Source organism: Nocardia sp. NPDC005978, assembly GCF_040614455.1.
In the GTDB taxonomy this organism is placed as follows: Bacteria; Actinomycetota; Actinomycetes; order Mycobacteriales; family Mycobacteriaceae; genus Nocardia.
The window spans coordinates 79,676-102,175 of sequence record NZ_JBEXUS010000017.1; the positions used below are offsets into that span (position 1 = coordinate 79,676).

Genomic DNA, 22,500 nt, shown 5'->3' on the forward strand with positions numbered 1-22,500 from the left:
TCTCACAGCTACGGAAACAGCTGTTCCGCCTGCGATTCGTGTCCTGAACCCCTTAGGCTCCATAAGGGTGACCAATTCCCAGGGCACCGGCCCGATTTCGAATCCGGTCACTCCCAATCCGTCCGGAAGCTCCGGCCAGCTTGGCACGCAGGCACTTCCACATCGCACGGGCACCGCCTATTCAATAGCGGGTGGTTTGCTATTGGCGGCCGCGGCGTTGTTCGCAGGGGCCTGCTTCACAACCCTGGCGAGATCGGAGAGCCGGTACGGCTCCGTCGAGTGGCAGGCATGGCACTACATCGACCAGAGCGCTCACTACACACAGTCACACATTCGCTGGGTCGGCGTAGCACTTGCGGTGGGCGCGTTGTCGTCGCTACTCGCGGGAGCGATGTTGGTTGCGGGGCTTGGCGACCGATCGCCGGTCGCTCGCTGGTTCGGTTGCCTGACAGCAGGATTCGGACTGGGTGTCACCTGGACGATGCTGCTCGATATCGCTTCGTACCGGGGGACGACCGGTGGGCCGGGCGATATCGACTTCGGTGTGGGCTTCGTATTCCTCGTGGTTGCCGCAATCCTGACGCTTGGAGCCCTGGCAGCAGCCGGCCTCGGCATGGCAACGGTTCCGGAACTGCCCTCCGTATCCGGCCGACCGTCGGGCGGCTCAGCGTTCGGAGCGCTGCTGCTGCTTTTCGCGGTCACGATCGTCACCGCGGCCTTTCAGCCGCTAACCGGTGAGGGCGCCTCCCTCCTGATCGACAAGTCCACCGGCACACCTCAACTGCTGGGTTTGCCTCTGCTGCTCGCCGCCGGCGCGGCGGTCGTGTCCGCGGTCATCCTGTTCGCCGCACAAAGCGGGCGCGGTCGCAAGCTCGCGCGTGTGATCGGAATCTGTTCCGCCGGTGTGTGTCTCGGTGGAGATCTGACCGTAATGCTGAGTCAGGTGCTGGAGTCCCACGGCCTCGGACTCCTGGATCAGCCGGTCGGCGGCTGGCTTCTGACAGCTGCGCTGCCACTGACCATGGCCGCGATTGCCCTCGGCCTGACCGCCGGCCCGACCACCGGCGTGCGGGGGCCCAGCACGCAACCCGTCCATCGGAACAGCCTTCCGCCGCCACCCGTACATTCTCGCGGCCAGGGTCACCCGCCCAAGGCCAAGAGAATAAGGAGGACTCGGCGCCCCCTCGATCCGTTTCGTATCGCCAAGGTGCACGACGGCCGTGATTCGAGCGGCAAGCCGATCATCGAACGCGAGCCGCTCAGTCCACAACTGCAAGCCACGCTGCTCCTCTACCTGGAGTCCGCGCCCCTCATCTGGGTGGCACGCGGGTTCGATGAGGACGCTTTCGCACCCGATGCGCTGGACGTGCCCCTGGGATTCCGAACCGATGGCACCTGGATCTGGGCCGAGGCGATAGCGCACTACCTGCGCAAGTACAAGGTGCCGCCGGATCCGGAAATGGTGCGCCACATCATGGCGCGCGGCTTCCGTCTGGAGGGAGTGGATGAGACGACCAAACAGCGCGCGGCCTGGTTCGTGAGCGGGCAGTAGTCATCGACTCGAGCTGTTGCCGGAGCCAGGGGCCTGTGGCACAGTCGAACTCACCGTGCCGCGCTGACGGGGTGTGCGGCGAGTTCGGGAGGGACCTTCCATGGCCGAGAAACTGCAAGGTAGTTCCGCTGCGGTACGCGCCACTTCGGTAACCGCGGATTCGATTCGCGATGAGCTGCTTGCGATCGCACAGAACGCCAAAGCCGCGGTATCAGGTGGATCCAGCGCGTGGGGCGACGATGAATTCGGAGCCAAATTCGCGGCCGGAGCCAAAGGTTTCTCCATGGGCGCGGCGAACATGGCGCTGAGCACCATTACCATGGCGGGGTCCTTCGGCAACCTGACCGACGGCTTGGCCAAGACGGCCGACCGTATCAAGGCTCTGGAAGTCGGCAACGAAGCGGCGTTCAACGCATTGAAGTAGTTCGGGGGAACAGAAGTGGTCAGGGAACACGGTGAGGCCGAGGCCGCCGGCATCGTGGAGAGCTTCTCCCAGCAGATGCGTGCACTCGCGGAGACAACCCACAAGCGTGCACAGCTGACCGCCAGCGCCACCGCGTCCGCCGGGCGTGTCACCGTCACGGTGAACGCCGACAGCGTCGTGATCGCCACGAAGTTCTCCTCCGATATCGATGATCTGGACTTCGACGAGATCGCGAAAGCGGTGACGGCGGCGGCCCAGAACGCGGCCGCCGAGATCAAGCGCAAGACCGATGAACTCTTCCAGCCGCTCAAGGACGAGCGTGCGCGGATGCCGAAACTGTCCGAACTCTTCGAGGGCATGCCGGATCTGGAGCTGACGCCCGCACCGGCGGCGACCCTCGCCGCCCCGAATTCGCGCGAGCGACTCGCGCAGGAGGGCGCACCCGCGCCGGAGTTCACCGGCGCGGAGGACTACGACGACTGGCGGTCCGGACAGGGCACCGGTATCACCGACCGCAACTGGTGACCGACGCTCGAAACAGCTTTTGCACAACGAGAGTCGTCACACACCGTTCACCTTGAGTCAGTTGACTCGGTGTGGCACAGTCGGTCTCGCCGAGGTCGGCCGTAGATAGGCAGCAAAGGATTTCAGGGGGGCTCGTGCTATACGACGTGCGGATGTGCCAGAGCTGATGTCGCGCGCTGACCTGCCGCCCTTCGGAGTCTGAGGCGAACCGTGGCACTCGAGTTTCCTTCGTGGCTGGAATGGCTGGAGTGGGTCGTCGGATCCGACTGGCCGCACGGCAACGAAGATCTCATGTGGCAGATGGGACGCGATCTGGAGCGCGTCGCCAAACAGGTCGACAACCTGATCGACGATCTCGGCACTCTCATCGACGGTGTCGACGGCGCATTGCCCGCTGGTGTCGGCGGTGAAGGAATTCTGGCTTGGCTGAAGCCACTTCGAGACGGCACCGGGGACAGCGACAAGGGCTCGCTCAAGGAGTTCGCAGACAACTACCGATCGCTCGCCAGTGCCGCCGACACCATGGGCGACCAGTTGCAGTCCGCCAAACTGAATTTCTACATCGCCGGAGCCTGGCTGATCGCGGAATTGGCCTGGGCGGCAACCGCCGGACCGGCAGCACCCGCTCTCGAGGCGGGCATTCTCATGTCGGCCCGACAGGCTTTCCGCCGACTCGGTGAGCGGCTTCTCGGCCGAATCACCACTGTGCTGGGCAGATTCATCACCAACCCTGTCCTGAAGGAGATCACCGCCAAGCTGGTCTACGAGATCTCCCAGGAAGCGCTTGTCGAGGTATTCCAGGGCACTTCGCAGGAAATGCTGGTACAGACCATCCAGAAGGAACAGGGTCATATCGACTCGTACGACTGGAAAGCTGTGGGGATCAACGCGGCGATCTCTGCCTTCGCGGGTGGTGTCGGCGGCGGCGCTGGATTCGGAGTCGGACATCTGTTCCCGACCGGTGCAGGCGGCTTGAAGGGCGTGCTGAATGGCGCTACGACCGGAGCCACGGCCGGAGCAGCGGGCGCGGGAGCTGCTTGGCTGGGTAGCGGCGTGCTCACCGGAAACTGGGATTTCGACCCGCGATCGCTGACCGGCGGCGCACTGTCCGGAGCCGGTCCCAGCGCAATCTACGGCGGTCGAGGTCAGTCCGATCTGAACGGGACGCCCGGCGGGACAACGAACCCCGGCCCGACGACCCCCGCTGCCGGCACGCCCGGTTCGACCACCCCCGGGGCCACGGATTCGACGACACCGGGTGCGAGCCCCTCCGGCGCGGATCAGGGTGCGGCCAACCAGGGCGGCGCGAACGAGGGCGGCGCGAACAACGCTGCGACCAACGGTCAGGAAGGTGGCTCGCAGTCGACTACGGCCACCGACGCCGACACGACCGGCGAGAGCAAGGACACCCCCGGAGGGAACCGAGACGGTTCCGAGTCCGCGCCGTCGAACGGCAAGGAATCGAGTGACACCGATGGCCGCAGCAACAGTCCCGGCGCCGAGACCGACGGCAGCACGTCCCACGACTCGGATACAAAGTCCGACAGCGCGACCGATGGGGGCGTCGAAACCGATGGCGGCATGCCGGCGGACGGCAAGTCCGATGGCAATCCCGCGGCCGACAACAACCCGGACTCCAAGTCCGAGGCTCGCAGCGAGACGGACGTCAAGGCAGATCAGGCCGGCGCTCCGCTGAAAGATGGTTCGCCATCGGCGAATACGACGGCGTCGATCGACACGAACACCAACGGCCACGCATCGACGAATACCAATAGCACCACGACGACGAACACAGCCTCGCCGAATACGACCGCGCCCAACGCATCGACTGCTACCGCCACTAACACCAGTACGTCGACATCCACTTCGTCAACGACGTCCACCAGCTCGACCTCGAGTACGACGACCAACGCCTCCGCGTCGCCGAATACATCTAACCCGAGCGACACTCGCGCCGGCGACCCCGCCAAAACCGCTGCCGGGCCGCGTGCCGACGTCGCCGGCCCACGCCCGGCCGCCGCGCCCGTCCTGACCGCGCGCGCCGCCCTGGGTGACCCCACCATGCCGCATCCGAGCGCGAGCCTGCCGATCCAAGCGGCACAGACCGGAGTCGAAGCCGCCCCCAAGGTCGAGCAAGCCACCGAACACCAAGAGCAGCAGCCGAATCCGGATGCCGAGCAGTCGGCGGTCGTCCCGGTCGCGATGCTCCCCATCGGCGTAGACCCGCCCGCCCCCACCCCGCCCGCCGACACCCCCTCCCCCACCGAGGGCGAGCGGCAGATGGCGAAGAACTTCAAGTCCAACTCCACCATGCCCGGCGGCCAGATCTCCTTCGGCGAGCTGTCACCGAAGGCCAAGCAGCTGGTCAACGCGCTGGCGGAGAACGCGCACATCCCGATCGCACCGGGCGAGGTGAGCATCTCCCACCTGGCCGAGCTGCAGCAGTTCGCCGGGGCCGAGCACGCGATCGTGCAGAACAAGAACGGCGACCTGCGGCTGTTCCGGGGCGAGGCGACCCGGACCCGGATCCCGCCCGACCTGGCGGGCGACTACGTCTTCACCGTGCACACGCACCCCGAGGACCGGATGCCCGGGCCGCCCTCGGAGCACGAGCTGCGGCTGGGTACGCACACCACGAACAGCATGCATTTCGATCTCAGGTCGAAGGACAGCCCGCACACCGAGGCCGTTGTCAGCCGCGACGGTCAGGTCCGGTTCTTCAACAACGAGGGCGTCTTCGAGCTGCCCGCGGGCGTCCACCCCAAGGGCGGGCCGATCAACGACCGCGGCTACGTCGTACCGGTGCCGAACCTGGACACGGACTTCGCGGGCCAGCGCAAGATGACGGAGGACTCGGACGCCGATTCGCCGCACGTTCCCGATCCCCACACCGATCAGCCGGAGAGCAAGTCTCCACCCGACACACGAACACCCGAACAGGATCCGGACACGCGGCAGCCGGCTCCCGACCGTAGCGACGCCGCCCCCACCGTCGACACCCACCTCGACGAAGTCCTGGCATCCCACCCGGATCCGGAGTCGGTCCTCACCGACCACGACGGCACCGCGACCGTCGCGGCCATCGCCGACCAGATGGGGATCACCGATCCCGAACAGCGCCAAGCACTTCAGGACGTCTTCGAGGCATCCCGGGACAACGCCGCGCCGTTCATCGTGAAGGTCGCCAGCGACATGCTGACGAACCTGAAGGCGGCCGTCGCGCTGAACCCGGACCTGAAGGTCGTCTTCCTCGGCCGCGACGGGCACAGCCTGGCCATGGCCATGAGCCAGCTGGACCCGGCCTTCTTCGCCCAGCATGGGCACGAGGTCACACTGTCGCGGGCGCTGGTGGAGACCGCGGTCCAGGACCTGGAGAAGAACGCCGGGCTGGATGCCTCCGACGCGAAAGGGTTCCGCGGCGCCAAAGGCAAGATCGATCCTGATTCGGTCGACGGCGCGTTCGCCCGCCTGACGGCTTACTTCCAAGAACTCGGAATCCCTATCGGAGAACCGGGTTCCGATGTGGCCCTCGTGGATACGAGTTACAAGGGAACCGTTCAGGAGCTGCTGAACGCGATCTTCCCGGAGACGAATTTCCAGGGCCACTTCATGTTCTACGCGGCGTCCCCGGCGGACCAGCATCCGGACAACAAGGTGGGGTACGCGCTCGATCTAGATGTCGAGAACGGCAATCGCGGCTATCCCGTCAGCGAGATGCCGGCGGATCCCGCCAAGACCTTCCAGCAACAGGATGCGCTGGGTTCGATCGAAGAGGTCTTCCACGGTCCTCTGGGCAGCCCGAAATCCATTGGCCCCGACGGGCTTCCATCGCAAGAGCTGCAGCGCTTCGAAAGCGATCCGCTCGTCGGCTTGAACCCCGCCACCGTTGCGGACAAATTCTCCGATCCCCTGGTCCGCGAGGCCGCCAAACGTGTTGCACTGCTGCCGATTGCGCAGATCGCTCACGATATCGCGACACAGCGCGCCGCGGGAATCGACGTGGACGCCGACCTACAGGCCGGCTACGACAACTACGTCAACCAGGTGCGCGCATGGGTGGAGGGCGACCCCTCGGTCGATCCCAAGTTCGCCGAGGTGATGGACTCCTTCGTCCGGCGGTCGGACAAGTCGGAAGTCAAGGCGCTCGCCGAGCTCATCGACCAGGCCGGGCTCGACGCCGAGACCGCGGACCGCGTGTGGCGTGAATACGCCGACAGTGGAACGACTCTCGCCGAGAAGAAAGCTTTCGTACAGCAGTTCACCGATGCCCATCCGAATCCGGAGAGCACTCGCGAAATCTCGCTGACACCCGAGCAAGACCCCGCCGAATCCGCTCCGAGGCAGCGGGGGAATCCCGAAGATGTCCGGGAGATCTCGCAGGAATCGGACGCGAATACGCAGCCCGCCACAGAGGTCGAGCCGGATGTGGACCGTCCGAGCACGTTGACCGATCATCTGAAGCAGCGCTTCGAGCAGATTCGTTCGCTGGCAACCGATGTCGCCATGGCATACGCGGATGCCACCCGTGCGAGCGAATTGCCTGGTCTGCGTCAGCAGTTCGCCGATCTGCTCGGACGCTTGGGTCTGCTGAATCCCGCGACGGCGGAGACTCCGTGGAATCTACTGCGCGGCTATCAGCCGGAGCTCGCCGCCTACGTGGCGGACAATCACGGCTTCCTGCTGCCTGATTCAGATACCGCGACCACATCGAATCAACCCTCGGTCGACGAGTCCGTCGTCCAGCCGCAGCAGGATGTTCCCGAGTCCGTCACGCCGGAGCAGATCACGCCGGCCGAGATCGAAGCGATCAACAAGTACACCGATCCCGACGCGGACGTCTACACCGATCTCAACAACCGGCTTCGCAACGACATACCGCTGGATCCGGAGCAGCAGCGGATCGCCGACGACATCTCGGCGGGGCTGAGCAAGCTGCCCCCGTTCGAGGGAACCGTCTGGCGGGCAACGAGTCTCGATGCCGAGCAGCTCGCCCGGTATGTCGAGGGTGCGATCGTCCCCGAACCGTCCTTCACCAGTACCTCCGCGGATGCGCGCCGAACCTTCACCGGCAACGTCGAATTCGTCATGCACTCCAAGTCCGGCCGGGACGTCACCGAGTTCTCGTCGCGACCGCAGGAGAAGGAGGTGCTGTTCGATCGGAACGCCACCTTCGAAGTGCGCGGCGTGGTGCACGATCCGAACGCGAATTTGTTCGGCGTCACCCGGGTCTATCTGTACGAGACGACCGCGGCGCCGGACCAGGACGTCACGGGCGATACTGATGTAAACCTCGATCAGAACGTCGATCCGATCATCGATGCGACGGTGGACCCGCCGGTCCAGCATGCCCCGGATCGTACGGCGATCGGCGATTCCCCCGAGGTTCAGCGCGCGTTCCAGAACGTGCGCAACGAGGGCGCACACGACGTCGTGGTGCACGGCAACCGTTTCGGCAACCCCACCGTCGATGGCAATGTCGAGATCACTCCGCAGCAGGTCATCGACGCGGTCCGAAACAACCCGGACTATGTGCCCGGCACCCCCATTCGCCTGCTGTCCTGCTTTTCGGCCAACGACATCGGCTTCGCGCAACAGATCGCCGATGCCCTCGGCGTGCCGGTGCTCGCACCTACCGATGCGGTCGGTGTCCGTTCCCTGCCGGACTCGCCCGCCATGATTCCCGAGAACGGGGACTGGAAGGTCTTCAGGCCGACGCAGCCGGACGGCACCACCCCGGCACCCACCATCTACAACCCCGCCCACGAGACCGACGGCCCCCTTCCCCGGCAGCACGAAAGCCGTGACGGCTGGGACGTTCTCGGGCAGGAGCCGGCCGCGAGTTCGCAACCGGATCCGAATTCGGCTAACCCCCAGCCGAATACGACGCCGCCCACGGGTCCCCCGGTACCCGAACCGGTCACCGCCACCGAGATCGAGTCCAAATACGGCATCCCGGTGGAGAACCAGCGCAAGATCCAGGAGTACGCGGACGCCAACAACCTGCGTTTCGACGTGCGCCCGACCAACCCCGACGCGGTTCGGCACCTCAAGGAAGGTGCCATGCCGAAACCGATGTCCATCAAGGACAAAACGATCAACGACCTCGACATCGCGTTGGGCGCGCCCGCCGACGCGAAGGGTCTGGTCGGCCATTTCGCACCCGGCATGCTCGAACTGCCGGACACCTCCGAGATGTCGGACGCGGATGTCGAGGCACTGAAGAAGCGGCTGGCGGACCGCGAGGGCGACTACGCCAAGTACCACGAAAAAATGGAGGAGTACCGCGAGGCGGGCAAGTTCGATGTGCGCGAGGACGGCGTCGTGGTCGCGAAGGTCGGCGACCAGGAAGTGCCGGTCACCGGTGATCACGACATGTTCGATCTGCGGCACGCCGACGGAACCCGCCTGAGTCCCGAAGAACTCGCGCACCACGAGGCGGAACTGAGCAAGCTCGACGCGGGCATCATGCACGGCCCGCACGTCTACTGGAACCCCGAGGCCGACCAGCGGGTCCGCAACTTCGAGCCGATCATCAACGATCACCGCTACGACCCGAACAACCCAAATGCCGAGCCCCTCATCCGTTTCGAGCCGAATCAGGATCCCAAGGTCGTCTGGTCCGAGCGGGACGTGGCGGCGATCGACCGCGACATGACGCCCTGGCACCTCGAGTCCGATCTGGCCAAGATCGACCCGACCCGATCCGACACGGCCCCGGCGGATATCGCCCGACTACGCGAGCTGGCCAACGAGTTGGCCGGCCACCCCGATTTCGACCACCCGACCTACCGGTCGCTGCTGGAGGGCACGCCCGCGACACCGGATGTCGAGGGCTCCCCCGCACACAAGATCGCGACGATCGCCCTCGAGGCGCGCAACGGCACCGATCCGGCAGACATCGTGCGGATGGTGGAGGGTCCTCAACCGGCCGTCACCACCACGGCCGAAACACTCACGGACACATCATCAAAGGCCAATCCGGTCGAGGCGGCGCCCACCCCGGCGGAGACCACGACGCCGGACCCCGATTCGACTACCGAACAGCCGAACGAGAGCCAGGAAGCCCCCGACCAGAGCGCGCCCGACCCGCACGCGCAGGAGGTTCGCGACGCGGCGCGGCTCCGCACGGATGGCCGCGACGCGCTGGCGTCGAACAGTCCGTCGCTGGAGCTCACCAACGCCGACGTCGACCGCATCGAACGCATCGAGGCGCTTCGCGACGACCTGACCCGCTCCGGCGTCGACCCGGCGGACGTGAAGGCGAAGCTGCGCACCGAACTCGAGGACGCGGGTGTCCTGCGGGACGGCAAGAAGACTCTGCGCAACGACGGTCCCGCCATGCAGCGCCGCGCATTGATGACCGAGGCGGGACTCGATGTCGACGCGGTGGCCGACGAGATCGGCCTGGAACGACCACTACCTCCGCGGACCGACAACGAAGGACTTCCCCTGCGCGGCGAGCACGCCGATCCCGATGTGGTTCCGCGTCGCGACGTCACCTTCGAGGAAGTCGACGCGGTCGTGCCGGACGCGTTGATCCGCGCGCTGGAGAAGTTCGGAGTCAGCCGGGAGGTCGCGGTGCAGTACATCGTCGACCACCACAACGACCGCAGCCGCCAGCGCTACCTGCCGGATGTCGAGGGCCTCGCCCGCAAGTACGACATCCCGCTCGGGGATGTTCTGGTCATCGACCTGTACACAACAAAGCTCTACTACGAAGAGCTCAACCGCCGACTACGAGCCGATATGGACGTCGACTCCGTCGCGGAACTGCAGCAGGCGGTCAATGAGTCTTTGAGCAAGCTTCCCCCGGCGGCAGTGCCCGAGCTGTTCAGGTCGCTGTCCATCGATACGTTCGACCTGGCCGACTTTTTGGCGAAGTACACCACCGACGCCGTCATCGACTGGGAGGCATTCACTTCGGTCGCCGATGAAGAGGGCGGGACCTGGTGGGGAGAACCCAAAGAGAACATCCTGTTCAAGATCACGGGCGGCGTGGCCTTCGACATCTCGGATTTCGCGGATGGACTGCACTACAAGGATCCGGCGAACGAGGGTAAAGAGCTCTTGCTGCCCGCGGGCAAGGTGGTGCGGGTCGAAAGCGTGACCCCGCATGTATTGCCGGACGGAACAACGGGATACGTCATCGAACTGGAGGTTCTCGGAGCTCCTGGCACAACGACCCCGGCCACGACGACGACCGACCCCGCCACTGTTCCGGTCGACCCTTCGACCCCGACACCCACGGACACAACGCAGGACACCCCCGAATCCGAGCAGGCCTCCGTACCCGAACCCACGGCGCCATCGGCGGTGAAAACGCCAGCGAGCGAATCGGATCCCGAGAGCTCGACACCTAAGAGCGTCACCGAACCGTCAACGTCCGATCCGGACTCCGTGCCCGCACAGCATCCACGGGAGCCGAGCACGTTCGAGGGCGAAGCCACCGACGCGGGCCGCTCGTTCCACAACGACCCCGAGTACGCGGATCTGGCACGCCGAGTCCCGAACGACCCCGACTACATGACGGTGGACGCTCACATCGACGCGGACGGCAACGTCCGCGTCGGCGACCGAACCCTCACCCCCGAGCAGTTCGCCGATCTGCTGCGCCGATCCGGTTGGGATGGGCGCACTCCCATCCGCCTGATCGGCTGCGAAGCCGCGACCAACGGCTTCGCAACTCGCCTCGCTCGAGCCCTGGGTGTGGACGTCCTAGCCCCTACGAAGCCGGCCTGGACCGACCCTGACGGCAACGTCTACTCCAGTTCCACGGAGATCGGTCCCGACGGACAGCGCCGACCACGCATCCCACCCGACGGCGAATGGCAAACACATCATCCCAACGGAACGTTCACGCGCACCACAGATGACGGATTTGCGCCCGGGACCCCGGACGACAGCAAAGACAGCCTCGACGGCGATCAAGCGAGAGACCGAGCGGCGTCCACCGATCCCGAGTACACCCCGGCACCGACTGACCGGACGATTCTGCCGTCCGATCCGGCATACAACGAGAACTTCGTAGACTGGAATCGGCCTACGCACCAACCTCCGGATCCAGATAATCCCTCAGCGCCCCGTCGGCCTATCGACGTTGCTCCTGAAATCAAGGCGCCACATCGTGATCGCGAGACGGTGCCTGACGGCAACAGTGACCCAAGTTCGCTGCAACCCATGAGCGATCCCGATGCCATCCCCACACCGCTACGAAATCTTCCTGGACACAACCCACTACGTCCCTGGACCGCGTATCCGGTTGCGAATGAAAACGGCACCAAGACGACCTTCTTCACCGACGGTGACGGAGTCGTGAAGTGGGTGGAGGCAACCGGGGGTTCCAAGGACAAAGCGATCCCCCCGTACGGTCAGTGGTCGGGGTTCAACCCCGACCTCAGCTTCCCGCTGCTGCCGAACGCTCAGTACCGGGTACCCAACTTTCACAACAGCGAGAAGATGCTGAACTTCGAAACCAACCAGCATGGCCAAACCGTGGCCATGACCGGCGAGGTCGAGTCGAAGGGCCAGAACGCGAACTTCCGCGACGATGACGGCAAGAAGGGTGCGCAGCAGCGGGCATACCAAGAAGGCGAGGCGGCATACCCCAACAACGAACAGCCACCACGGCGATTGTCACTAATCGAAGCCGCAAGGGCTGCAGTCAAATGGGCGGGCGGTCACCTTATCGCGAACGAGCTGGGTGGACTCGGCGAATACCTGAATATGCACCCGCAGATGGCCGCATCGAATTCCGGCAACTTGCGCGACCGATGGACCCACGAGGCGTCTTGGCGCGCCAAAGAGAAGTACCTGGTCAAATTTGCTGAAGCCAAGCACCAAGATATTCGCAACTATCAGGTAAAAATGACGCGGGGACCCAATGGTGTGGCCGATGAGGTCATGATGCGCTGGCAGGAAGTCACCTATGCTCGCGACGCGGCCGGCAAGGTGGTCCTAGGATCCGACAACCTGCCACTGGTGGAAAAGATCGAAACGAAGGAACGAGTGTTCCCAGGCAAACCGGAGTTGACGAACTATGGACCGGATAGGCGATACGCGAATCGCTGACATCTGTACAGTCGCAGTGTCATGCGCGCCACCGCACTGGGCGCGACTAGTGATTGACGTGTGGGCCAACGTATCCGCCTACGAGATCAGTCTTTCAGCGCAGGACTCCAACGGCCGCTCCGCCGGCGAAGTTCGACAGCCCAACCTCACCGAGGCTCTCCAGTCGCTTCGGGAGGAAATGTACGAGCCGGAACGGGGCGCTTGGCTATCCGCCAGATTTGTGCTCACGCGCGGTGGAGCACCGGAGGTGACCTTCAACTATAGTGAAGATCCAGGCTGGGCAGGCGAACTACACCCGATGATGTTCGTGTATGAGTTAGAGACCTATCCGCGCGCCGAGGAACACATCCCGAAGTGGCTTCGTGACCTCGTAGAGGAAGGACTCGAGTTGCAGCGGCAGCATGAGGCCGGGCAGGGTGACCACTGACTCCGTCACGGCCCACTCCCACCACGAGGAATGTCTAATGCCGAACTGGCCAGCGCTCACCCCCGTCGAACAGCACGACAAACTCTCTGAGATCACAAGCGAGGTGCTGCCCACGCTGCCGATGGGATGGACTCGACTTGTAGTACGCGCCCGCATGATTGGGATGCATGCGGAATCCGACACCGGGGTGCGAATGCCAGACGGGTCGGTGCAATCCTGGTCGTTCCCGCCAGAGGTCTGGCGGAAGTTTCAGCAGCTCAGGAAAGGGATGTATGACGAAGGCCTCGGTTCGTGGATCGAGTTCGAGTACATCTTGGATCCGCCGGGCCGCTTCACTATTCAGTACAACCGAGACCAACTGCCGGGCTTCTCGACGGCACCGAGCGCCGAGCATTTCGAAACCGAGAACGAGTGGTTCCCACGATCGGATCACAGCATGCCGGAGTGGTTCCGCCAGGGGCTGAATGGCGCGTAGCCAGTTGTACGATGAGCGCGGAGCTTACGGTATACCTCCACTGTTGAACTGGCGGTGATGGTCGGCAATGGGATATGTAGGTAGGAGTTTCATGCGTTTGGCAGATTGCGCGCTGGATTTCGAGCATTTTCCCGGGGATAGCGAGCACACACCGGGATGGCTGCGTGAAAAGGTCAGCCGAGCCCGATCGTGAATGAAGGATCGACAATGCGATTGACTCCGGTCTATGACGGACGCGACGAACACGGACGGCCGTTCGCCCACCGCCCCCCGGTTGCGCCCGAGGTCCTCGACGACCTGCTTCACTACCTCGAGTCGGCTCCCCTGGTACTGGCGGCCCGCAGCTTCGGAGAAGATGAATACGCACCGGCGGACATAGATGTGCCACTGACGTTTCACACGGACGGAGTCTGGATCTGGGGCGGGGTGGTTGCCCACTACCTCCGCAAACACGGGCTGGCTCCTCATCCGGAGTTGGTCACGCACATCGTGAATCGGAGCTTCGAGATCAGCACGGTCGGCGAGGAGACGAAAAGCGCTGCGGTGCGGATCATCACCGGTGGATGAGTTCCGAGACACGACAACGCCATGACAACCGACCAGGAATCGCAGGAGACGCACATGACGTCGGAACACGTGGTGCCCAATCAGGTGCGAGACACCTTCGTAGCTGCGCTGACCCCGGTCACCAGTCATCTCTCCGCGCTTCCGGACCCGCTGCCGCTCGGGACCCGAATCGGTTTGACCGCGCCGGAAGGCTCATCGCGGGAGCGGATCCGCATCCGTGCCGAGCACGACGAGGCCGGCTACCACCTCGACTTCTACAAAGAGGGCAACGGCGGAGAAACGTCCTCGCACTGCCGGATTCGCGAGGACGGTTCGATCACTCCGCTGGAGAATCTCATTCTGGTTCGACAGCATTTCGATGACCCCGAACAGGCGCAACGGGAGCGAGAGCGCCGAGCCGAGCACAACAAACGGGTCGTGGAGATCCTGCGGGCGAAGGGTTTGTACATGTGATGGCGAGCGCGACACCGGCCGGCCGGGACCCCGAGGTTCGCCGCACAGTGAGGAGAGGATGAGAGTGGTGTTCCACAAGGACGATCACTGCCACTTCTGTGGTCGATTCGTGCTGGAGGTCGAGGGGTGGGCGACGTCGATCCAGCCCTATCACCAGGTGCTGGCAACCTGGGATGACGAGCGGACGTTCTTCAGCGGGGCCTACTACCATCTGAACTGCCTGCGCGCCTTCGACCGGCGGAGCGAGGTCCGCAGGGCTTTCGCCGACTGGATCACGACCAACGACACACTGCTGACCGTTCGCGGCGCCGACGGACTGGAGCACGAGTTCAACCGCGTGGGATTGGGCTTCACCGAGCGAATCGCCGAACTGCCCAGCGGCGAGATCTACGAGAACCCGCGGTTCGACCGCTGGGCGTTCATCGAGTACGCGGGGCCGTTCCATATCCTCGACGCACGGGACGCGGAGTCGCTGAGCCGGGGTGCGGCGGTGCGCGGCGACGCCGGTGGCGGTAAGGCCGTGCTGCCGAAGACACCGCCCGCCGGCATCGCGAAATGGGCGCTGCCGCAGTTGCTGGAGTTCCTCGAGATCGAGGATCTGTACCGGGACATGATCGAGACCGGCGAACCCGAGTATCGGTACCTCAGCAGCGGGAAGAACGCCTTCGGCTTCGTGCTGGGTTACGCGCTCTCGGCGCAGCTGCCGATTCCCGCGGATGTCACCGAGTTCTTCCGGCAGTACATCCCGGAGTACATCCCGAAGCGATTGGAAGACGCCTGATGACGGCCCCCGAGAACCCGGAGCTGTCGACGAACGAGCTTCGAGATGCATTGGTGGAGCAGGCCCGTAGCATCGGGTTGACCGGCACCGCCGACCGGCTGGCCGCCAACCCCGACCTGTTGCCGCCACCGTCGACGATGCCCTTGATCGTCGATACCGACATCGGTGGCGACCCGGACGATGCGGTGGCCCTCGCGGTCGCTGCAGGGCTGCCCGAGTTGGCGCTGGTGATCACCAGCGACGAACATGGCGATCGGCGTGCGCGATTCGCCCGGCACCTGCTGGATGCATTGGGCCGGCCCGAGGTTCCGGTTGTCGCGGGAATCGACCTCGGCAACGAAAAGTATTGGGCTGCGGACGGACTCATACCGAGCGATATTCCTGAGCAGCCGCGGGATGTGATCGGCGCGGTGCGCGGAGTGCTCGACCGGGCCGACGGCAAGGTGCGCTGGCTGGGCATCGGGCCGCTGTCGAACCTCGCGACCGTCCTGACCGAGATTCCCGAATCTCTTCCGCGCCTCGTGGTTACCCAGATGGGCGGGGGCTTGCAATACCGGCACGATGACCGCGCCGAGCACAACATCCGGCTCGATGTCGCTGCCGCGCGCACGGTTTTGGCCGCCGGACCGCGGATGTGGATCGTTCCTTCCGATGTGACGTTCCACGCCGAGAACGAGATCAGCACCGGGTCACCGGAGTACGAGTTGCTGGCGGGAGCCGGGGGGCCGTGGACGCTGATTCGCGCGCACATGGATCAGTGGTTCGCGCACTTCCACCCCGGGACGATGCAGCACGACGCACTGGCCTTGGCGCAGGCGATGATGTTGCCGTTCCTGCGTTTCGGGCGGACCGGTGTCGGGTTGGACGACATCGGCCGCATGACCCCGGGCGAGCACACCGTGTTCCTCGTGCACAGGGCCAATTACACGGCGTTCCGTACGTGGTTGCAGAAGCGGCTCACGCAGGGGATCGCCGCGGGATCGGATGCACGCCGGTCACTGAAGCCCGTCGGGATCTACCGCGAGATGTACAGCAAAGTGCGCGAGGAGCTGCCCTCGTTGCGCGATTCACAAACCACGGAAGTCATCGACGACCGCGATCTCGTTGTCCGCTATATGGATTCGGCGACAGTCGTCTTCGATGTCATGGGACCGTCTCCCGACCTCATCGACGGCAATCGCTCCGTCCACGCGGGCCCGTCCCTCGTCACCGACGGTGAGTGGGTCTGGCGCCTCGACTCGGTGCACTATCTGCGCGAGTACCCGATGGAGATCCCCGAGGAGTTCCTGCGGCGGGTGCGATCGCTCGACTATCGCCCGGCGGCCTTCACCCTCACCCACGAGATCGCGGATGCCGCGATCGAGGCCTACTTCTGATCTGCCGTAGGAGGATTCGATGAGCTTGCCGCCCTGGCTGGAACCTGCGGTTCCCGATGCCGAACGCACCCGGGACGAGCGGACCGCTGCCCGGATGGGCATCACTGTCGAGGAGCTGCACGCGATCGACCGGCAGGTCGCCGAGGACGTGCGGGCTCGCGACGCGCTGCCGCCCGAGGATCGGACTCTCGACGACAACCCGAAGTTCAACAAAGGATTCGGTCCTGTGAGCTCCGAGAACACGATCGCACCTGGCGAACTCCGCGCCCACTACGGGATACCGCTTCCCCCACCTCGGGAGGAATGAGATTTCGTCCGCGATGTCACCGGATTGCCAGACGCGATCGGAGGCAGAGACCGGGGGTATGGAAGTGTCACAGTTTTCCGCCGAAACCGATCGTGGCCTTCGCCTCGCAGGCTGGGATCCGGGAAGACGGGTCGATACCACCGAGTGGAGAAACGAGCTGGAACGAGGTGGATTTCGGTGGACCGCAGCCGCCGAGAATTTTCTGTCGAGGTTCGGCGGGCTCGAGATCGAGCTATCGGGACCGGGGATAACCACGGCCCGAGTGCCGTTCGAACTGGATCCCCTGCTGGCAGCTGGTGAGGATGACAGATTCTCGGAATGGGCCGCTGTTGTCGGCGAGCCGATCACCCCGGTCGGTGAACTGGATTCCGGCCGTTTCTTTCTCGGTATATCCGAGTCGGGCGATCTCTGTCTGGTCGCCGACTGGCTTGCCTCTTTCGGGCGCTGGCCAGCCGCTCTGGACGCCCTGTTTCTCGGAATATCGCCCGCCCCGGTGGATGATTCGGCCTCGGCCGACCTCGAATAGGTCCGGCCCACTACGAAGGTGAGCGAACATGCGGCACGGTTATCCCGACAGGGAAGAGCTCGAAGAGAACTTCGAGCAGGTGCTGACCGGTGTGCTGGCTGGACGCGGCGTTCCGAGTTCGACCGGGCTCGACGACGACACCAAGAACGCCCTGCGTGCGATCTTTCGCGCCCACCCGGACGTCACCGAAGAGTTGGTCGCACATGCCCGCCGCGCCTTCGCCAGTCAGCTGGACGGCAGCAATGCCGAGCGCCGGCGAGCGAAACTCGATCGCCGCCTCGCCGAAGGTGAAGAGCGATCGAAGAATTCGCGGCGGACGCCACCGGGCTGGGACCCCGACGTGTTCGCCCGGATCCGAGTCGAATCCGAGGCCGAGAACGCCGCACTGACGCCGGAGGACCGCGTGGAGCTCGACATGCTGTCCCGGGATCAGCCGGACGACGGTGACGAAGTCGGCTCCAACAGCTTCAGGGACAGGATGCGCGATGTCCCCGGCTTCGACGAGAACATGAACCCCTTCCCTCTCACCCGAGACATCGAACGCTAACGTGCCGGTGACGGGCGGACCGAGGAAGAGCCATGTCATGGGTCGCTCGCGACCCGGGATGACGGGCAGCGACCGTTGGGGGCATGCTGGTACACCACGCGAATTGCACGGCGTTCCGCAGTTGGTCGCAGAATCGGCTGACGCAGGGGATCTGCACGCGAACAACATGATTCGCGGGGATAATCCGGGTCGGCGACTATCGCTTCGCGACGTTCGGCTTCTTCGATGAACTCGCCACCACGGCGAGCGAGGCCAGCAGCGTCGCGGCCGTCAGCAGCCATTCGCCGAGCACGAACACCTCAATAAACCGCCAGCTGCCGACTAGTTCGGAGGACGCCTCCAGGACCGCCGTGGCCGTCACGCCGATCAGTGCTCCGGTCGACAGGAGCATGCCGTGGCGATGGGCGGGGCCCGGGGTGACCGTGAGCAGGATGCCTATCGCGGCGGCGGGGAGGGCCACGAGGAGCAGGGCGATGTCCGGGCTTTGGAACAACGTGTGGGGGGCTACGCCGAAGAAGGCGAAGTAGCCTGCGTCGCCTCGGTTCTCGCGGCCGAGGAACGGGGTGACGGCCGTCAGCAGGGCCGCGGCGGTGAGGAGCGCGCCGGTGGTTCGGTTCGATCGACCGGCGGGCGACGCGGGCGAGGGTTGGGGGGTGGAGAGCGCCGCTTCGGCCAGTGAGAGGGCCAGGGCGGCCAGGGCCAGCGTTGCCGCGCCGACCAGGAACCAGCCGCCCGCGCCGAGCACGAAATCCGTGTATGCCTGGGATTGGTACTCGGCCATGTCGATGATCGCGGCCAGGTTCACGCCGAAGTTCAGGCCCGCGGCGAGCGCGGCGAATGGCCGGACCCAGGCGCGGGAAGTGTTGCGGAGCAGGAGAACACCCGAGGCGCCAGCCAGCACGATCGACATCACGAAGGCCACAGCCAACAGGTGGGTCGCCGAGCCGGTGCGGCCGGACATGCTCTCGGTTTCGACCTGCCAGGCGTACCAGCGTTGCAGGCCGAAGGGAGGGAGCCAGACGCTGACGATCGGCAGGATCGACGCGCCGATGCCGAGCATCGCGCCGGCGAGGAGCAGGCCACCGGTCAACTTGCCGAGAATGGTCCCCTGCTGCGAGGTAGCGTCCGCTCCCCGGTGATCGGCAGAGTGTTGGGCGGACGGTGAGGCGTATGAAAACCCCTGCCGCACAGCATCTCGAGACGCTGAGCGGACATCGCCGGCAGGAGCCGGGCCGCGACCCGGCGTGGCCTCCCCCGTCGGAGCAGAGTCCCGGCCGGGAACTGCCGCTCCCGTGGGAGCAGCGCCCGGACTCGGAGCAGCGCCCCCTGCCCGAGTCCCGACCTGTTCCGCAAGAGGGTGAGGCTCCCGAGCGGCAGCCTGCCCAGCGAGCGCCTCCGCGGCCGCGACGGCGAACTCCGTGCACGTGGGATAGCGATCCTCGCGCCGTTTGGCTGTGGCGCGGGCGAGAACGCGATCGAGCTGCGGGGGCGTATCGCGGCGAAAGACGCTCAGTCGGGGCATCGACCGGTTCAGGTGGCCCGCCGCCACCTCGCCCGGGTTCTCCGACACGAACGGCGGGCGTCCGGTCAGCAGGGTGAAAAGTGTGCAGCCCAGGGCGTATTGGTCCGCGCGGTGGTCTACCGGCGCGCCGGTCAACTGCTCGGGCGAAGCGAAAGCCATGGTGGCGGTGAAGGTTCCGGTCGAGGTGAGTTGCAGGTTCGAGTCGACCAGGCGCGCGATGCCGAAATCGGTGAGTACCGCGCGTTCCTCGTGACCGGGTTCCGGTGTCGCGAGGAGGATGTTCGCGGGTTTCACATCGCGGTGCAGCACGCCGCGGCTGTGTGCGAAGTCCAGGGCCGCAGCGGTTTCGGTGATGATCCGGACCGCACGGTGGGGCGAGACCTCCTGCGGCATCAGCTGGGCCGCGTCGGTGCCTCGGATGTATTGCATCGCGATCCACAGCTGATCGTTGTGCATGCCGCGGTCGTGCAGGCCGACTATTCCCGGATGATTCAGCCGGGCAATGGCATTGGCCTCCTGCTCGAATCTCGACCGTAGCCGGGGGTCGGCGGACACCTCGTTCGCCAGCAGTTTCAAGGCCACCTGGCCCGGCATGCGCGGGTGTCTGGCCAGATAGACCAAACCCGTACCGCCGCGGCCGAGCACGCCGTCGAGCGTGAATTCCGCGAATGACTGACCCACCCCGAGCTTAACCATTTGGGCTCCCCTCCCAACAATCCCTACCAGGTCAGGAGCATACCCAGGTCGGCAAGCGCATTCTTGTCAGCGGCCGCCCGCACGCTGCTGCCTGTCCCGGCGCGCGCATCACCCGAAGCACGGACAGCCGGACGAGCCGACCGAAACCCTCAGGACTGCACGGCGCGCGTGCTCGTCGACCCCGCCGCGCCGACCACAGCCACGCCGGTGTTGCCCAGCTCGCCCACGACGTCGTCACCGTGCTCGCTGGTCACCATCTGCGTGCGCACGTCGTCGCCGCCTTCGGACTCGTCCAGGCCGGCACGTCCGCCCATACCGGCGCCCATCATGCCCATCGGCGGCATCATGCCCGTGCCGCCCGGGCCGGCGACCCGTGCCACGGCGGGCGCGTCGGCGGCGACGCCGGGGGCCACCGGCGGGGCCGCGGCGGTGCGCGGGGTCAGGGACTGCGCCACCGGGGCGGTGGAGCCGACGAGCGCGCCGATCGGCATTCCGCCGCCTCCCCCGCCGAGGGCCGCGGCGCTGTCGATCGGGTCGGCGACGGGTGCGGCATCCTCGGTGATCACGACCGGCTGCGCGATGTCCTGGAGCTTCTGCACTGTTTCCGCGCCGGTGGTCGCCACGCTCGCCAGCGGCGAGATCAGGCTGAGCAGCTGGGTGACCTGCGACAGCGCGTCCACACCGCCGGGGGCCTCGGTGACCTTGACCTTCTCCCCCGCGGTCGTCATCTGCGCGCTCTGCACGGTCAGTTCGGCCTTGGTCTTGGCGACCACCGCGGATGCCTCGGCGGCGGACTCGGTCGCCATGGACAGCAGGAAGACCTGTCCGGGCGGGGTCACCAGGAAGGGGGCCGAGGCGGTCACCGCGGCGAGGAACTTGGCGATGATGGCCGAGATGGAGGCCGCGCCGGTGGCCACCGTGGTCGAGGCGTTCACCAGAATCGTCTTCTGCTGCACGTTCTGGCCCGCCAGCTCGGTCGTATTCGTCTGCGCGGCAGCGGCTTTGTCGGTCGCACCGGCTGCTCCGGAGCCCTGCCAGGAACTGGCGAGCTGGGCGACGGTGGACGCCAGCGACATCGCGGTCTGCAGCGCGCTGGAGATCCCGTCCAGCACCGCGGTGGGATCCACGTTCAGGCCCTGGCCGAGTTGGCCGGTGCCGAAGGACGACGCCAGATCGGTGAGCGGCCTGGTCAGCACCGACAGATCCAGGGTGGGCAGCGGCGGCAGCTCGAAAGCTATGGGGGCCGCGGGCAATTGCGGCAGGTTCGGCAGGCCCAGACCACTCAGGATGTCGTTGATCGGGAGGTCCAGGTTCGCGCCGAGCGCGGTGCCGGACAGCACTTGCGACTGCGCCCCCGCCATCGCGCCGGGTGCGCCCGACTCGACCGAACCCGAGGCCGCCGGCGTGGTCATAGGTCGTGTGACAGCGAGAGGAAGTCGACGCTGGAGTGATCCTCGACCGTCTCGTACGAGGCCGCGGCCTCGTGCGCGGTGACCGCGGTGCCGGCGAAGACGGCGGCGAGTTCAGCGGTGGACGAATAGTGATTGCCCTGTGCGCCCACGAAACTCAGCAGGAACTCCTGGCCGATGAGACCGAACACCGGGATCACCGAGGCGAGCAGGGCGGCCTGGTCCACGGTGGCCGCGCCGGCGACGGCCGAGGCCATGGCGGCCGAGGCGTCCCCGTAACCGCGAATCGCGTCGGGCGTGGCAACGAGGTTGGTCATAGGTCCCCCATCAGGAAGATCAATTCGATTTGAACTATACAGAGCGAGGATTCACCCGGCATAGCGAGCGATGCCCCAATTCCTGGGGTGGTGCGGTGAACATCAGGTGCCGTACGAGTGCCCCGCTGTTCATGTAATCAAACTGCGGTACAGCGGTTTTCATTCCGTCAGATGGGTCGCAGCCAGCTGTCGGGCTCGGTGTCGTACTCCTGTTCTTCGACGTACTCCTGCCTGGTCACCTCCTCGATCGTGGGCAGCCCGGACAGCGCCAGCATCTCCGGGGCCAGGCCGGCGGCCTGCAGTTGCGCGCGGCGCTCCAGACCGGCACGAGCGGCGGACTGCGCGCACAGGCGCAGGATCTCACCGGCCAATTGATCGGGGTCGCCGCGCAATTGGTCGCGCTCGACCTCGAGGCCGACCGGCAACCCCTGCTCGGTGGTGGTCACCACGACCGAACCCGTCCGTGAGGACATGGTGAAGTGCGTCGGGAAGGTGTCCTCGATCGTCACCGTGAATCCTCCTGTGCTG

Annotated in this window: 18 protein-coding genes; 12 read left to right on the forward strand and 6 right to left on the reverse strand. The window is 65.6% G+C overall.

What is annotated here, in order from left to right:
* Window positions 1-67: 67 nt before the first annotated feature.
* The 3 genes from ABZ319_RS10640 (at window position 68) to ABZ319_RS10650 (ending at window position 2,501) form a co-directional block, all read left to right on the forward strand.
* Window positions 68-1,552, forward strand: a complete 1,485-nt coding sequence (locus tag ABZ319_RS10640; protein ID WP_354986108.1) for a hypothetical protein — start codon at window positions 68-70, stop codon at window positions 1,550-1,552.
* A 100-nt stretch (window positions 1,553-1,652) separates the two neighbouring features.
* The gene (locus ABZ319_RS10645) at window positions 1,653-1,976 is read left to right on the forward strand and encodes a hypothetical protein (RefSeq protein ID WP_354986109.1); all 324 of its coding nucleotides are present in this window, start codon (window positions 1,653-1,655) and stop codon (window positions 1,974-1,976) included.
* A 15-nt stretch (window positions 1,977-1,991) separates the two neighbouring features.
* Window positions 1,992-2,501, forward strand: a complete 510-nt coding sequence (locus ABZ319_RS10650; protein WP_354986110.1) for a YbaB/EbfC family nucleoid-associated protein — start codon at window positions 1,992-1,994, stop codon at window positions 2,499-2,501.
* 57 nt (window positions 2,502-2,558) lie between these two features.
* Here the strand turns inward: ABZ319_RS10650 and ABZ319_RS10655 are convergent, their stop codons facing one another.
* Together ABZ319_RS10655 and ABZ319_RS10660 are read right to left on the reverse strand one after the other, a co-directional pair.
* Entirely contained in the window at window positions 2,559-3,353 is a 795-nt protein-coding gene (locus tag ABZ319_RS10655) for a hypothetical protein (protein WP_354986111.1), read from the reverse strand.
* Window positions 3,354-4,177: 824 nt separating this feature from the next.
* Window positions 4,178-4,921, reverse strand: coding sequence for a hypothetical protein (locus ABZ319_RS10660; RefSeq protein ID WP_354986112.1), 744 nt, complete (start codon window positions 4,919-4,921; stop codon window positions 4,178-4,180).
* A 382-nt stretch (window positions 4,922-5,303) separates the two neighbouring features.
* On the opposite strand from ABZ319_RS10660, the gene ABZ319_RS10665 reads away from it, so the two are divergent.
* From ABZ319_RS10665 to ABZ319_RS10705, 9 genes are all read left to right on the forward strand, one after another.
* A complete protein-coding gene (locus ABZ319_RS10665; protein ID WP_354986113.1) occupies window positions 5,304-12,569 on the forward strand; it encodes an ADP-ribosyltransferase in 7,266 nt (2,421 codons plus the stop codon).
* Between the two features lie 464 nt (window positions 12,570-13,033).
* Window positions 13,034-13,471 (forward strand): hypothetical protein, encoded by a 438-nt coding sequence (locus tag ABZ319_RS10670; protein ID WP_354986114.1) that lies wholly within the window; start codon window positions 13,034-13,036, stop codon window positions 13,469-13,471.
* A 207-nt stretch (window positions 13,472-13,678) separates the two neighbouring features.
* Window positions 13,679-14,038: a hypothetical protein gene (locus ABZ319_RS10675; RefSeq protein ID WP_354986115.1), complete on the forward strand. Its 360-nt coding sequence runs from the start codon at window positions 13,679-13,681 to the stop codon at window positions 14,036-14,038.
* Window positions 14,039-14,092: 54 nt separating this feature from the next.
* On the forward strand, window positions 14,093-14,491 hold the full coding sequence (locus ABZ319_RS10680) for a hypothetical protein (RefSeq protein WP_354986116.1): 399 nt from the start codon (window positions 14,093-14,095) through the stop codon (window positions 14,489-14,491).
* 64 nt (window positions 14,492-14,555) lie between these two features.
* Window positions 14,556-15,272 (forward strand): hypothetical protein, encoded by a 717-nt coding sequence (locus tag ABZ319_RS10685; RefSeq protein ID WP_354986117.1) that lies wholly within the window; start codon window positions 14,556-14,558, stop codon window positions 15,270-15,272.
* Window positions 15,272-16,648, forward strand: a complete 1,377-nt coding sequence (locus ABZ319_RS10690) for a nucleoside hydrolase (RefSeq protein WP_354986118.1) — start codon at window positions 15,272-15,274, stop codon at window positions 16,646-16,648. Before ABZ319_RS10685 ends, ABZ319_RS10690 begins: the two co-directional genes overlap by 1 nt.
* Window positions 16,649-16,667: 19 nt before the next feature.
* Window positions 16,668-16,955 carry a hypothetical protein gene (locus tag ABZ319_RS10695; RefSeq protein ID WP_354986119.1) on the forward strand — a complete coding sequence of 96 codons (288 nt, stop codon included), beginning with the start codon at window positions 16,668-16,670 and terminating at the stop codon, window positions 16,953-16,955.
* Window positions 16,956-17,013: 58 nt separating this feature from the next.
* Window positions 17,014-17,481, forward strand: coding sequence for an SUKH-3 domain-containing protein (locus ABZ319_RS10700; RefSeq protein WP_354986120.1), 468 nt, complete (start codon window positions 17,014-17,016; stop codon window positions 17,479-17,481).
* Window positions 17,482-17,509: 28 nt separating this feature from the next.
* A complete protein-coding gene (locus ABZ319_RS10705; RefSeq protein WP_354986121.1) occupies window positions 17,510-18,028 on the forward strand; it encodes a hypothetical protein in 519 nt (172 codons plus the stop codon).
* Between the two features lie 196 nt (window positions 18,029-18,224).
* Here ABZ319_RS10705 and ABZ319_RS10710 read toward each other — a convergent pair whose 3' ends face one another.
* The 4 genes from ABZ319_RS10710 to ABZ319_RS10725 form a co-directional block, all read right to left on the reverse strand.
* Window positions 18,225-20,246, reverse strand: coding sequence for a serine/threonine-protein kinase (locus ABZ319_RS10710; RefSeq protein ID WP_354986122.1), 2,022 nt, complete (start codon window positions 20,244-20,246; stop codon window positions 18,225-18,227).
* Between the two features lie 149 nt (window positions 20,247-20,395).
* On the reverse strand, window positions 20,396-21,658 hold the full coding sequence (locus ABZ319_RS10715; RefSeq protein ID WP_354986123.1) for a hypothetical protein: 1,263 nt from the start codon (window positions 21,656-21,658) through the stop codon (window positions 20,396-20,398).
* Window positions 21,655-21,972 (reverse strand): type VII secretion target, encoded by a 318-nt coding sequence (locus ABZ319_RS10720; protein ID WP_354986124.1) that lies wholly within the window; start codon window positions 21,970-21,972, stop codon window positions 21,655-21,657. The genes ABZ319_RS10715 and ABZ319_RS10720 overlap by 4 nt, the downstream gene beginning before the upstream one ends.
* Before the next feature lie 167 nt (window positions 21,973-22,139).
* Entirely contained in the window at window positions 22,140-22,481 is a 342-nt protein-coding gene (locus tag ABZ319_RS10725) for a hypothetical protein (protein ID WP_354986125.1), read from the reverse strand.
* Window positions 22,482-22,500: the final 19 nt, after the last annotated feature.

What these genes read in the sequence shown, in the direction of transcription:
- ABZ319_RS10645 (WP_354986109.1), top strand. Translation starts at nt 1,653, where the DNA reads ATGGCCGAGAAACTGCAAGGTAGTTCCGCTGCGGTACGCGCCACTTCG.
- ABZ319_RS10655 (WP_354986111.1), bottom strand. Translation starts at nt 3,353, where the DNA reads ATGACCCTGTTCCTTCTGGATGGTCTGTACCAGCATTTCCTGCGAAGT.
- ABZ319_RS10660 (WP_354986112.1), bottom strand. Translation starts at nt 4,921, where the DNA reads ATGCTCACCTCGCCCGGTGCGATCGGGATGTGCGCGTTCTCCGCCAGC.
- ABZ319_RS10670 (WP_354986114.1), top strand. Translation starts at nt 13,034, where the DNA reads ATGCCGAACTGGCCAGCGCTCACCCCCGTCGAACAGCACGACAAACTC.
- ABZ319_RS10675 (WP_354986115.1), top strand. Translation starts at nt 13,679, where the DNA reads ATGCGATTGACTCCGGTCTATGACGGACGCGACGAACACGGACGGCCG.
- ABZ319_RS10680 (WP_354986116.1), top strand. Translation starts at nt 14,093, where the DNA reads ATGACGTCGGAACACGTGGTGCCCAATCAGGTGCGAGACACCTTCGTA.
- ABZ319_RS10690 (WP_354986118.1), top strand. Translation starts at nt 15,272, where the DNA reads ATGACGGCCCCCGAGAACCCGGAGCTGTCGACGAACGAGCTTCGAGAT.
- ABZ319_RS10695 (WP_354986119.1), top strand. Translation starts at nt 16,668, where the DNA reads ATGAGCTTGCCGCCCTGGCTGGAACCTGCGGTTCCCGATGCCGAACGC.
- ABZ319_RS10700 (WP_354986120.1), top strand. Translation starts at nt 17,014, where the DNA reads ATGGAAGTGTCACAGTTTTCCGCCGAAACCGATCGTGGCCTTCGCCTC.
- ABZ319_RS10705 (WP_354986121.1), top strand. Translation starts at nt 17,510, where the DNA reads ATGCGGCACGGTTATCCCGACAGGGAAGAGCTCGAAGAGAACTTCGAG.
- ABZ319_RS10710 (WP_354986122.1), bottom strand. Translation starts at nt 20,246, where the DNA reads ATGGTTAAGCTCGGGGTGGGTCAGTCATTCGCGGAATTCACGCTCGAC.
- ABZ319_RS10715 (WP_354986123.1), bottom strand. Translation starts at nt 21,658, where the DNA reads ATGACCACGCCGGCGGCCTCGGGTTCGGTCGAGTCGGGCGCACCCGGC.
- ABZ319_RS10720 (WP_354986124.1), bottom strand. Translation starts at nt 21,972, where the DNA reads ATGACCAACCTCGTTGCCACGCCCGACGCGATTCGCGGTTACGGGGAC.